Consider the following 11,089-nt stretch of genomic DNA (forward strand, 5'->3'; position numbering starts at 1 on the left):
TCAGTGGTCCGAGCAGCACCGGATCTGGTTGCGCACCTCGAACGGCACCAGACCGGTGGCGGAGCGCTGGACCAGGAGTACGCAGCGCCCTGCGCGCCACACCGGCCGCGCGAACCCGGTGAGATCGAGGGTGTCGCCCGGCTCGAGCTCGATCCCGGCCAGGCCCTCGACGTCGTCGACGACGCTGTCCGCCTCGACCGCCGCCACCGTGGTCACGGTCTCGATCCTGGTGCGTCCCGGATAACGGGCCAGCCGCCCGGCCGTGCGGTCGGCGGCCTCCTCGATCGCGGGCGAGTCGTGGGAGACGTACGCGTGGGAGAGCCGGTCGGCGAGGAGTGCGGTCAGCTCCTCGACCGCCGGGCCGCCGGGCCAGTCCAGCACGGCGACGAAGCGGGCGGTCGGCTCGCGGACGACGTGGGTGCTGATGACGTACGCATCCTCGGGCTGGCCCGCGCCGAGCACCTCGTCCAGTCGGTGGACGAGGTGCTCGGCGGCGGCGAGGTCCCGGGCGTCGGCATCGACGGCCAGGCGTGCGGTGGTCATCGAGTCGGGACGACCCAGACCGGGTTGGTGTAGAACCACAGGTCGACCCACGGGTCGGCGTCGCCGACGACGTCGATGGCCGGACCGGCCGGGTCGATGCCCGCGCCGAGGTAGCCGGGCTGGGACCGGTTGGCGTCGGTGCCGCGGACACGCACGTAGAACGCCTCCTCGACGCGACCGAGGTCGTAGCGCAGCTGGAAGGTGCCGGTGCGGCCCGAGGTGTCGGTCTGCTCGATCACCTTCGTGTCGGGCGCCTTCCAGGTGTCGCGGTCGGAGACGTACGTCGGGTCGACCGCGCCCCGGATCACGTCGACCCGGTTGAGGCTCGGGAGGAACTGCGACCAGTTCGGGACGTCCTGGGCGGCGATGGTGACGACCAGCGAGATCCGGCTGCCCTTCTTCGCCTTCAGGGTGCCGCCGAGGCTCTCCGAGCCGCCGTCGGAGGAGACGACGCGTACGTCGACCGACTTCACCAGGGCTCCGTGGTCCACCCAGACGCGACCGTTGCGCAGGCCCTTCATGACCGCGCCGTAGCTGCGCTCGGAGGCGCCGACGTGGGTGCGGCTGTAGTAGCCCGGCCAGAAGTCGCCGGCGGTGGTGTTGAGGGAGCCGGCGTAGACCGGGTCGCTGTAGCGGCCGTTGGCGTTGAAGTAGGCCGAGTCCGATCCGTCCGGGCGTCGCGAGGTGGTGCCCCAGTTGACGTGGGAGTCGGAGTTGGCGCTGATCGACCACGGCTTGCCCTCGGCGAGGAGCGAGTCCCACAGGCCGCCGACGGTCGAGGTGAACCAGTCGAAGCCGCCCCAGGAGCGGTAGGACTCGGCGGGATAGCCGGGGAAGGAGTTCGGACCGGCGGAGTTGCCGTAGTAGCCGCGGGCGCTGCCGGGTCCGTAGCCGGCGGGCAGCCCCGCCGCCTGGTGTCCGGGAGCGCCCTCCCAGCCGATCGCGATCCGCGGGTCGGCGTCGCGCCAGGCGCGTACCTCATGGGGGCTGTCGATGCCGTTGCGCGCGGGGTGGTTGGCCAGGAAGAGCGCGTCCGCGACGCGGCGCTTGTCGACCTGCTTGCCGAGCCACTGGATGCCGGCGACCGCGAGCGCCTCGTTCTCCGGGGAGTTCCCGCTGGCCCCCTTGACCGAGCCGTCGTAGTCGTTCTCGAACTGCTTGAGCACCGCGACCTCGTTGGCGCCGGGGGCGACGAAGACGGTGCCGTGCTCGGCGGCCGGGATGTTCCATTCCAGACCCTGGAAGATCAGGGTGTCGCGGAGGACCTTGCGCGCGGCCACGATGTCGGGGTTGACCAGGTCCACGCCGAGCTTGGCGTGGGTCGCGCCGCCGTGGTCGGTGATGACCAGCCAGTCCAGGCCGTACGCGGCGCCGTGCTGCGCCTGGTCGATGACCCGGTACATCGCGTCCGAGCTGTGCTGGGTGTGGATGTGGTGGTCGCCGGCGAGCCAGTGCCGGATCGTGGCCCGGTTGCCGCTCTTCGCGGTGGCCGTGGTGGCGGTCTCGGCCATCGCCGGGGTCACGCCGGTCATGCCGGCCATCCCGGCGGTCACGGCGCCGGCGATGCCGGCGGCGCGGAGCAGGTTGCGCCGGGTGACCTCGGCGGGACGCAGGTCGCTGTCGGACGCGTCCGAGGAGGCGGCGAGGGTGATCTCGTCGACCTCATGGGAGTGAGTGTGGGGATGAGCGTGCGAGTGGGGGTGGTGCTCGTGTGACACGTTGAAACCTCCGCGTGAGATAAGGCGTCTCCGCGTGCCCGAGCAGCGGCGCTCCGAGCCAATCGGCACCGGGTGGCCGGGGTACGTCACGAGGTCGCCCGACAGGTGAACGGAGGCGGGCTGACGTCGTAACCGAAGTAAGGCTAGCCTTACTCACGTGACCACCACGGACCGCCGCAACGACGACGCCGAGACCCTCGCCGACCTCCTCGGAGGCGCGCGAGGTGCGATCGACGCCACCGTCCCGCCCGTCGCGTTCGTGGCCGGCTGGCTGGTCAGCGGAGAGCTGTGGGTCGCGACCGTGGTGGCGCTCGGGCTGGCCGCGATCGTCGCGCTCTGGCAGTGGCGCAAGGGCCGCAAGCCGCGCGCCGTGCTGCTGGGCGTGGCCGGGGTCGCGGTCGCGGCGATGATCGCGCTGCGTACGGGCCGGGCGGAGGACTTCTTCGTGGTCCAGCTCGCCGCCAACGCGGCCAGCGCCCTGGTCTGGGTCGTCAGCATCGCCTTCCGCCGGCCGCTGCTGGGGGTCGTGGTCGGCCTCATCCTGCGCCAGCGCGGCGCCTGGCGACGCGACCCGGCGCTGCTGCGCGGCTACTCGCTGGCGAGCTGGGTCTGGGTCTGCCAGTACGTCATCCGGGTGGCGATCTTCGGTCCGCTGTGGTGGTCCGGCGACGTGCTCGCACTGGCGATCGCGCGGGTCGCGCTCAGCTGGCCGCTGGTCGCGCTGTGCCTGCTGGTGAGCTGGGTCGTCCTGCGGCGCTCGCTGCCCGAGGATCATCCCGGGCTGCGGCATCCTCAGGTCAGCCCTCAGGTCAGCGCGGCCTGAAGCAGGTCGTGGAGCCGGCGCGTGGCGCGCTGCTGGTCGCCATCCCGGATCACCAGCGCCAGCCCAGCGCGCACGTCGGCATCCACGATCGGCGTCGCGACCAGGTCGGTCCCGGCCGCCATCGACTCGGCCAGCACGCAGACCCCCAGCCCACGGGCGGTGAGCCCGAGCAGGGTCTCCGGGTTGGATCCGGAGAGGTCGACCTTCGGTGCAACTCCCGCCCGGGCGCACGACTGCTCCAGAGCCGTCCGTACGCCGGTCCCCGGCGGGATGCACAGCACCGTCTCCTCCTGGAGGTCGGCGAGCCGCGGCCGGGTGCCGGTGAGCCGGTGATCGGCTGGCGCGATCACCGCGAGCCGCTCGTCGCTGACGGACTCGGTGGCCAGGCCGTCGAGGACCGGACCCGCGTGAGAGATCAGCGCCAGGTCGAGCTCGCCGGCCAGCGTACGTTGCTGGAGACGGTCGGAGGTGTCCTCGACCAGCTCGACGGTGACGCCGGGATGCTCCCGGTGGAAGGCTGCGACGGCGTCGAGGAAGCCGGGGATGGTGCAGCCGGCGATCATCCCGAGGCGTACGTGACCGCGGATCAGGTCGCTGAGCTCGTCCGCGCTCTGGCGCACTCCCTCGATCGCTCGGAGCGCGTCGCGTGCACGGGGAAGAAGCGTCTCGCCGGCGTGCGTGAGCCGAACGCTGCGGGGACCCCGGACGAGCATGTCGTGGCCGAGCTCGCGCTCGAGCTTGGCCATCTGGGCGCTGATGCCCGACTGGCTGACGTGGAGCCGCTGCGCGGCGGCGGTGAACGAGCCGTGGTCGACGACGGCGACGAAATAGCGGAGCTGTCCGATCTCCATAATCTCTGATGCTAGCAACCAGCAGAACTATCTGTTTGAGTGTTCAGTCGATCGGAGTCAGGCTGGACGGTGAAAGCCCGACAGACCTGAGGAGATCCCGATGACCGCAACCGCAGCCGAGCTCGCCGAGGCGTACTTCACTGCTTGGCAGGAGCGCGACTTCGCCCACCTGCGCACCCTGCTGGACGAGGATGTGAGCTTCGCCGGCCCGCTCGCCACGATCGAGGGCGCCGATGGCTGCGTCGCCGGCCTGGAGGGAATGGCGCAGGTGCTCGACAAGATCGAGGTGAAGGAGCGGCTCGCCGACGGGCCGAGCGTGATCACCTGGTTCGACCTGCACACCACCGTCGCCGAGCCCGCCCCGACCGCCAACTGGATGCGCGTCGAGGACGGGTTGATCACCGAGATCCGGGTCGCCTTCGACCCGCGCGGCATCCTCGCCGCGCGCGGTTAGTCCTGGCGGGCCTGCTGAGCCCCTGCCGTCTCGCGGATGACCCCGGCCACCAGGTCGGGGTCATCGTTCATCGGTACGTGGCCGCAGCCCGCCAGCCACCGGTGGGTCGCGTGCGGTAGCCGCCGCTCGGCCACGATGGCCTGGTAGGGGAGGAGGGTGAGGTCGCGGGAGGCCCAGGCGACGGTGGTAGGTACGTCGCGCCGCGTCGCCCCCGGGTAGCGGTAGGCGCTGGTGAAGAACGTCTTGATCCCCTCCCGCGAGGCGACCATGTTGGCCGTGTCGGCGGCTGCCGTCGCCGGGTCGATCCGGTCCGGGTGGGCGAAGAAGCAGCCCATCGCGACCGTACGCGCCACCTTCGACCGCAGCACCGTCCCCGCCACCGGCGCCAGCGGCCGCGCGACCGCCTGGATCCCGGCGAACAGACCCCGGACGTAGAGGTAGTCGAGATCGTTCACCCAGAAGCCGGCGGGGGAGAGGGCCGTCACCGACCGCGCGTGCCCCGCGTCGGCCATCTCCAGCGCGAGCAGCCCGCCGAGGCTGTTGCCCACGACGTGCGGCCGCTCGATCCCGAGCTCCTCTCGGAGCGCGTTCAGCTCGTGGGTCACCGCCTCCCGCACCGTACGCCCCGCCAGCTCGAACGCCGGCGACTCACCATGCCCCGGCAGATCGACCGTGATCACCTCGAACTCCCCGGCCAGCCGCTCCACCACCGGTGCCCACGCCTGCCTGCGGTGTGCGATGCCGTGGATCAGGAGCAGTGGCTCCCCGCTGCCGGTCCGTTCGTACGCGAGCATCCTCGCTCCTTCGGTCGCATCCGGGTGTCGCCCGGTGGCCGCGAGCCTACGTCCCGGCATGTCCCGAATGTGGGTCCGGCAAGCGCATGCGCTAATGTTTCACCCGCAACGCGTGATTGGCGCAGTGGTAGCGCACTTCGTTCACACCGAAGGGGTCACTGGTTCGAACCCAGTATCACGCACCACCTCAGATATCGCCTCTGACCTGGAATAACAGGTCAGAGGCGATAGTTGTCTAGTTCCTCCTGCGCCAACCACGTGTCCGCTGGGCCAGGCTTCCGACTGCTCTCCTGGGCGCCTTCGCCCTGTCTGGCTGGCTACACTCGGGCGACGGTTCTCGGGAGGACGGGCATGGCAGCAGAGTTGGCGCGCGGGGAAGGACGGGTTCTTGTCGTCGCGGCCGACGAAGAGCTCGTCGACCTGCTGCTGAGCACGCTCACTCTGGCCGGGTACGACGCCTCGCACGAGCCGTCCGGCCAGGCGGCCGTCGCCCGGATGCGGGCCGAGGCGATCGACCTGCTGGTGGTCGACATCTCCACGCCCGGGCTCGTGCACATCCCGCGGCTCAAGTCCGCCGAGCGGGAGGCGGCGATCCTGTTCCTGGCCACCGAGGAGAGGTTCACGGGCCTCCTCGACGAAGTCGGCTTCAGTGGCGAGGACTATCTGCTGAGACCGTTCCGGGTCTCCGACCTCCTCGCCCGGGTCCATCTCCTGGTGCGCGACGGGGTCGCGGCCGCGCGCCGGTCGGTGCTCGAGCGTGGTGAGCTGCGGATCGATGACAGCTCCTACCGGGCTTGGCGAGGGGATCGCGAGCTCGGCCTGAGCCCCGCCGAGTACCGCCTGCTGCGTGAGTTCGCCCGTAACCCCGGTCTGGTGCTCTCCAAGGAGCAGATCGCGGCCCGGGTGTGGGGCAACTCGCGCGACGACAACGCCATCGAGCGGCTCGTCTCCCGGTTGCGGAGCAAGGTCGACCGAGAGGATCCGGCCCTGATCCGTACGCAGCGCGGGTTCGGATACTCGCTGGTCAGAGGGTGATCTCCGGCGGCAGGGGCAACTGTCAGGTTGCCGTCAGGTTCGTGTCCGGGTGGTGTCAGAACCGGCTGCTGTGATGGGGGACACCCGATCACAGGAGGCCGTTCGTGACCGACACGATCCTCGACGACTATCCGCTCTATCCCTCGCCGCGCGACCTGAGCTGTCCGTTCGCCCAGCCCGAGAACGTACTCTCGACAACGCGTGAGGACGCTCCGCTCGGCAAGGTCCGCATCTGGGACGGGTCCACGCCGTGGCTGGTTTCGAAGTACGCCGACCAGCACGCGCTGCTGACCGACCCGCGTCTCTCGATCGACGAAACACGCGAGGGCTATCCCCACATGACGCGCGGGCGGAGCGAGTCGGCCAAGCACACCCCACCGCTGATCACGAACACCGACGCCCCCGAGCACACCCGGCTGCGCCGGATGGTGAACCTGCCGTTCACGGTCAAGCGGATCGAGGCGCTCCGGCCGCGGATCCAGTCGCTCGTCGGTGAGCTGCTCGACGAGATGCTCGCCGGGCCGCGCCCCGTGGATCTGGTGCAGGCCTTCGCGCTGCCGGTGCCGACCATCGTCATCACCGACATGCTCGGCGTCTCCTACGACAACCGCGAGGACTTCCAGCACGCCAGCCACACGCTGGTCAGCCACGACGCGACCCCGGACGAGTCCGCGGCCGCCGGTGCGGTCCTGGGCGGCCACATCGGGGCCGCGATGCAGGCCAAGTTGGCCGAGCCTGCCGACGATGTGATGTCGGAGCTCGCTGCGCTGGTCAAGGCGGGGGAGATGTCGCCGCACGAGGCGCTGACGATGTCGACCGCGATCCTCATCGCCGGCCACGAGACCTCCGCGAGCATGATCGGGCTCGGCGCCCTCGCACTGCTGCAGAACCCCGACCAGCTCGACTACCTGCGCTCGGTCGCCGACGAGCCGAAGAAGGTGGCGGTCGCCGTCGAGGAGCTGCTGCGCTATCTGACGATCGTGCACACCGGCGTACGCCGGATCGCGAGCGAGGACATCGAGGTCGGTGGCACCGTGATCAAGGCCGGGGACGGGGTCGTCCTCGACGTCGCCGCGGCGAACTGGGACGCCGCCCGGTTCGCGGTGCCCGAGCGGTTGGACCTGGCCCGCGGCAATGCGCGGACCCATCACGCCTTCGGGTACGGCGCCCATCAGTGCCTCGGCCAGACCCTGGCCAGGGTCGAGCTCCAGGAGGCCTTCCGGGCGCTGGTGACCCGGGTACCCGATCTGGCGCTCGCGGTGCCGGCCGCGGAGGTGGAGTTCGCGTTCGAGGGCGTCGCCTACGGGCTGCGCTCGCTTCCGGTGACCTGGTGAACGGGGAGGCTGTGATGACGTATCGCATCGAGTTCGACGAGCCGAAGTGTGTCGCGGCCGGTCAGTGCGTGATGGTCGCGCCGGACGTCTTCGACCAGCGCGACGAGGACGGGGTCGCGATCGTGCTGGACGAGACGCCGTCCGAGGACCTGCTCGACGAGGTGGAGGAGGCGGCAGCCGTGTGTCCGGCCGCTGCGCTGCGGGTGGTCCGCTCGTGACGTCGTCGTTGCGGCAGGTGGTGATCGTCGGTGCCTCCGCCGGCGGGCTGGCGACCGGCGAGGCGCTGCGTCGCGGTGGGTTCGACGGGACGATCACGCTCGTCGGTGACGAGCCGCACCTTCCCTATGACCGGCCGCCGCTCTCCAAGGAGCTCCTGGCGGGGGAGTGGGACCTCGACCGGCTTCCGCTGCGGCCATCGGCCGACATCGAGGCGCTCTCGCTCGACCTCCGGCTCGGCGCCACGGCCACCGGCGTCGATCTGGGGCGTCGGGTGGTGGTGCTGGACTCCGGCGAGGAGATCGGGTTCGACGCCCTGGTCGCGGCGACCGGGGTGAGGGCCCGGCGGCTGCCGGGCGGTCAGGGACATGTGCTCCGCACCCTCGAGGACGCCGTCGCGCTGCGGGACCGGCTGCGTCCCGGGACGCGCCTGGCCGTCGTCGGCGCCGGGTTCCTCGGTGCCGAGGTGGCCGCGGTCGCGCGGAGGCTGGGGTGCGAGGTCACCATGATCGAGCCCGCCCCGGTGCCGCTGGCCCATGCGGTCGGCACCGAGATCGGCGCGATGTTGACACGTGCCCACATCGATCACGGGGTGGATCTGCGTACGGGCACCGGGGTGAGCGCCGTGCACGATGGCGGCCTGACGCTGGCCGACGGGACCGAGGTCGAGGCCGACGAGGTCCTGGTCGCGATCGGGTCGGTCCCGAACGCCGGCTGGCTCGCGGCCGGTGGCCTCCCGGTCGACGACGGCCTGGTCTGCGACCGCTACTGCGAGGCCGCGCCCGGCGTCTACGGTGTCGGCGACGTCGCCCGCTGGCACAACGACCTGTTCGGCACCTCGATGCGCATCGAGCACCGTACCCATGCCGCCGAGCAGGGCCTGGCCGTGGCCCGCGCCATCCTCGACCCCGACCGGCGCCGCCCGTTCGCACCCGTGCCGTACTTCTGGTCCGACCAGTACGACATGAGGATCCAGGCCTACGGCTATCTGCGTGGCCACGACGAGGTCAGGATCGTCGACGGGAATCTCGACGAGCGTCGCTTCGTCGCGGCCTACCGTACCGGCGATCGGCTCGTCGGTGTGCTCGGGATCGGAACGACGCCGCGCACGCTGCGCGAGTGGCGCAAGAAGGTGGCCGACGCGGCGACCTGGGAGCAGGCGTTGACGGACGTCGTCGAGGAGGGAGTCAGCAGTGGCACACGATGAGGTGCTGGTCGTCACCGGAGCGGGCGGGATGGGAGAGGCGGTCGTACGCCGCATCGGCAGCGGTCGCGACGTACTCCTCGCCGACTACTCCCAGGAGGCCCTCGACCGCGTGGTCGCAGGCCTGCGGGACCAGGGGTACGCCGTTGACGGCAGAGTCACCGACGTCTCCGACCGAGCGGCGCTGGACGAGCTCGCCCGAGCTGCCGAGGAGCGGGGACGGATCGCCGCCGTGGTGCACACGGCCGGCGTGTCCGCGGCCACTGCCGGGGTCGACCAGATGGTCGCCGTCGACCTGGTCGGCACCGCCCACGTGATCGACGCCTTCGAGCCGGTCGCCACCCCAGGCACGTCGCTGGTGTGCGTGGCGAGCATGGCCGGCCACTACGCGCAGCTGAGCGCGGAGGAGGAACGGCAGCTGGCGACCGCGCCCACCGAGGAGCTCGCCACCCTTCCGTTCGTCCGCGCGCTCGCCGACCCCACCCAGGCCTACATCCTGGCCAAGCGGGCCAACCAGCTCCGCGTCCAGGCCGCTGCTCTGGCCTGGAACAGGCGGGGAGCGCGGATCAACACCGTCAGCCCCGGCGTCATCTCCACCGCGATGGCCCGCGCCGAGGCTGCCTCGAGATCCGGCGGCCACATGCTCGGCATGCTGGACGCCTGCGGCATCGGCCGGATGGGCTCCACCGGCGAGCTCGCCGAGGCGGTCGCCTATCTCGCCGGCGCCGGGTCGCGCTACGTCACCGGCACCGACCTGCTCATCGACGGCGGCCAAGCCGCCTGGATCCGCTGGCACATGGCGGGATAGGTCAGGTCAGGTGGTGCCGCCCTGCACGATCGTGAACTCCGGCGGCGCGGGGTGTTCTCGGGGTCGCGGAGCCCGAGATCGGCGAGCACGTGCGCGGTCGAGGATCGCGCGGTCGCTGCACGGTCGTAGGAGATCGTGATCAGGGGCGGCACCGTGACCTGGCCGAGTGGTGTGTGGTCCATGCCGATGAGTGCCAGGTCCTCGGGCACCCGCCAGGTCCGCAGGGTCGCCGCAGACAGCAGCGCGGTGGCGACGTCGTTGTTGTAGGAGGCGACTGCGAATCCGGTGGAGCCGAGGTCGTCGAGTGCTGCCGTCGCCTCGTCGAGGTCGATGCCGAGTCGAAGGACGGTCGTCGCCGAGGACCTCGAGGGCGGGCAGGTGCAGGTCTGTGCTTGACCATCAGTTCGACCGCGGATTGAATCGGCTTTACATACATGAGCGCTTGTGAAGGGGTCAATCGGGTGGCCAAGTTCAAGTCATGGCGAGTAGCGGCGACGATTGTCACGCTCTCCTTGTTCGCGACGGCATGCCAAGGGGGCGAGGAGGCCGCGGCCGGCAAGGGCGGGCCAACGAGCAGCCCGTCGAGTAGTCCGTCGGAGGAGGGATGCCTCTCCTGGTCGGTGCCCTGTTCTCGGGGACCGTCGGGGTCGCCCACGCCCGACGTATGGCCGGCGCTGTCCACGTTGTCCTACAAGTCCGCCGCCGTCAGACTGCCGGGGAAGGGGTGGACGGCGGTGCCGGAGGGCGAGGACATGGCGGTGATGCCGGCAGGAGCCTTGGACGAAAGGATCTCCAAGAGCGCCGCCCTCGTCTACGACGACAGCGATCCCGACCGCCGCAAGAGCAAGGCGACGGTCAGTCTGGAGATCCACAGCTACGACCCGCACGCCGAGGGCAATGACCTCGACGTCGACTACATGCGTCGCGAGGTCGTCAAGATCGCCTTGGACATCCGGGAGGGTGGAGGCCCGGTGGCTCAGAAGCCGTCGATCACCAAGGACGGTGTGGTCTACGACGTCATCGCTTCGGGCCAGGAGTCGTCGTGGAAAGACGAGCGAGGCAAGATCGACACCTGGCGATGGGAGTACGTCGGGGTTGTCATGCGAAAGGGCGGCAACGAGGCCGCCGGCATCAACACGGTCGTCGAGTGCCGGGGCGAGTTCTTTTCAGAGAAGAAGTGCGCGAAGCTGGCGAACGACGTGTTCGCGACGCTGCGAGTGAAGAAGCAGTGACGGCGGGGATCCGTCGGCACATGGCTTCGCTGCAGGGATAGGGATCGAGTAGTCCCAGACGGTCCGGCCCATTACCG

At 70.6% G+C, this 11,089-nt stretch carries 13 protein-coding genes and 1 tRNA gene; 9 read left to right on the plus strand and 5 right to left on the minus strand.

Annotation, left to right across the window (positions count from 1 at the left end; translation table 11 throughout):
* A complete protein-coding gene (locus BLT25_RS13540) occupies window positions 1-543 on the minus strand; it encodes a hypothetical protein (RefSeq protein ID WP_091046690.1) in 543 nt (180 codons plus the stop codon).
* Window positions 540-2,261: a PHP domain-containing protein gene (locus tag BLT25_RS13545; RefSeq protein ID WP_091046693.1), complete on the minus strand. Its 1,722-nt coding sequence runs from the start codon at window positions 2,259-2,261 to the stop codon at window positions 540-542. The genes BLT25_RS13540 and BLT25_RS13545 overlap by 4 nt, the downstream gene beginning before the upstream one ends.
* Window positions 2,262-2,418: 157 nt before the next feature.
* Between BLT25_RS13545 and BLT25_RS13550 the strand changes: the two genes are divergently transcribed.
* Window positions 2,419-3,084, plus strand: a complete 666-nt coding sequence (locus tag BLT25_RS13550; protein ID WP_091046696.1) for a DUF3159 domain-containing protein — start codon at window positions 2,419-2,421, stop codon at window positions 3,082-3,084.
* On the opposite strand, the gene BLT25_RS13555 is transcribed toward BLT25_RS13550, so the two are convergent.
* Window positions 3,066-3,935: a LysR family transcriptional regulator gene (locus tag BLT25_RS13555; RefSeq protein ID WP_091046698.1), complete on the minus strand. Its 870-nt coding sequence runs from the start codon at window positions 3,933-3,935 to the stop codon at window positions 3,066-3,068. The genes BLT25_RS13550 and BLT25_RS13555 overlap by 19 nt on opposite strands.
* Window positions 3,936-4,035: 100 nt before the next feature.
* Between BLT25_RS13555 and BLT25_RS13560 the strand changes: the two genes are divergently transcribed.
* Window positions 4,036-4,389, plus strand: a complete 354-nt coding sequence (locus BLT25_RS13560; RefSeq protein ID WP_091046700.1) for a nuclear transport factor 2 family protein — start codon at window positions 4,036-4,038, stop codon at window positions 4,387-4,389.
* Here the strand turns inward: BLT25_RS13560 and BLT25_RS13565 are convergent.
* Window positions 4,386-5,183: an alpha/beta fold hydrolase gene (locus tag BLT25_RS13565; RefSeq protein WP_176883866.1), complete on the minus strand. Its 798-nt coding sequence runs from the start codon at window positions 5,181-5,183 to the stop codon at window positions 4,386-4,388. The genes BLT25_RS13560 and BLT25_RS13565 overlap by 4 nt on opposite strands.
* A 110-nt stretch (window positions 5,184-5,293) precedes the next feature.
* Here BLT25_RS13565 and BLT25_RS13570 point away from each other — a divergent pair.
* The 6 genes from BLT25_RS13570 (at window position 5,294) to BLT25_RS13595 (ending at window position 9,780) form a co-directional block, all read left to right on the plus strand.
* Window positions 5,294-5,368 (plus strand) — tRNA-Val (locus tag BLT25_RS13570).
* Window positions 5,369-5,534: 166 nt separating this feature from the next.
* Complete coding sequence (locus tag BLT25_RS13575; protein WP_091046705.1) at window positions 5,535-6,218, plus strand: response regulator transcription factor; 684 nt, start codon at window positions 5,535-5,537, stop codon at window positions 6,216-6,218.
* A 104-nt stretch (window positions 6,219-6,322) separates the two neighbouring features.
* On the plus strand, window positions 6,323-7,552 hold the full coding sequence (locus BLT25_RS13580) for a cytochrome P450 (protein WP_091046708.1): 1,230 nt from the start codon (window positions 6,323-6,325) through the stop codon (window positions 7,550-7,552).
* A 14-nt stretch (window positions 7,553-7,566) separates the two neighbouring features.
* Window positions 7,567-7,770, plus strand: coding sequence for a ferredoxin (locus BLT25_RS13585; protein WP_091046710.1), 204 nt, complete (start codon window positions 7,567-7,569; stop codon window positions 7,768-7,770).
* Window positions 7,767-8,975 carry an NAD(P)/FAD-dependent oxidoreductase gene (locus BLT25_RS13590; RefSeq protein WP_218131331.1) on the plus strand — a complete coding sequence of 403 codons (1,209 nt, stop codon included), beginning with the start codon at window positions 7,767-7,769 and terminating at the stop codon, window positions 8,973-8,975. Before BLT25_RS13585 ends, BLT25_RS13590 begins: the two co-directional genes overlap by 4 nt.
* Complete coding sequence (locus tag BLT25_RS13595) at window positions 8,962-9,780, plus strand: SDR family oxidoreductase (protein ID WP_218131332.1); 819 nt, start codon at window positions 8,962-8,964, stop codon at window positions 9,778-9,780. Before BLT25_RS13590 ends, BLT25_RS13595 begins: the two co-directional genes overlap by 14 nt.
* Here BLT25_RS13595 and BLT25_RS30710 read toward each other — a convergent pair.
* On the minus strand, window positions 9,708-10,238 hold the full coding sequence (locus BLT25_RS30710) for a substrate-binding domain-containing protein (RefSeq protein WP_091046712.1): 531 nt from the start codon (window positions 10,236-10,238) through the stop codon (window positions 9,708-9,710). The genes BLT25_RS13595 and BLT25_RS30710 overlap by 73 nt on opposite strands.
* A gap of 225 nt (window positions 10,239-10,463) precedes the next feature.
* Between BLT25_RS30710 and BLT25_RS13605 the strand changes: the two genes are divergently transcribed.
* Complete coding sequence (locus BLT25_RS13605; RefSeq protein ID WP_143033743.1) at window positions 10,464-11,012, plus strand: hypothetical protein; 549 nt, start codon at window positions 10,464-10,466, stop codon at window positions 11,010-11,012.
* Window positions 11,013-11,089 lie beyond the last annotated feature (77 nt).

It is taken from the genome of Nocardioides sp. YR527 (assembly GCF_900101045.1).
GTDB lineage: Bacteria > Actinomycetota > Actinomycetes > Propionibacteriales > Nocardioidaceae > Nocardioides.

What these genes read in the sequence shown, in the direction of transcription:
- BLT25_RS13555 (WP_091046698.1), bottom strand. Translation starts at nt 3,935, where the DNA reads ATGGAGATCGGACAGCTCCGCTATTTCGTCGCCGTCGTCGACCACGGC.
- BLT25_RS13575 (WP_091046705.1), top strand. Translation starts at nt 5,535, where the DNA reads ATGGCAGCAGAGTTGGCGCGCGGGGAAGGACGGGTTCTTGTCGTCGCG.
- BLT25_RS13565 (WP_176883866.1), bottom strand. Translation starts at nt 5,183, where the DNA reads ATGCTCGCGTACGAACGGACCGGCAGCGGGGAGCCACTGCTCCTGATC.
- BLT25_RS13585 (WP_091046710.1), top strand. Translation starts at nt 7,567, where the DNA reads ATGACGTATCGCATCGAGTTCGACGAGCCGAAGTGTGTCGCGGCCGGT.
- BLT25_RS13540 (WP_091046690.1), bottom strand. Translation starts at nt 543, where the DNA reads ATGACCACCGCACGCCTGGCCGTCGATGCCGACGCCCGGGACCTCGCC.
- BLT25_RS13560 (WP_091046700.1), top strand. Translation starts at nt 4,036, where the DNA reads ATGACCGCAACCGCAGCCGAGCTCGCCGAGGCGTACTTCACTGCTTGG.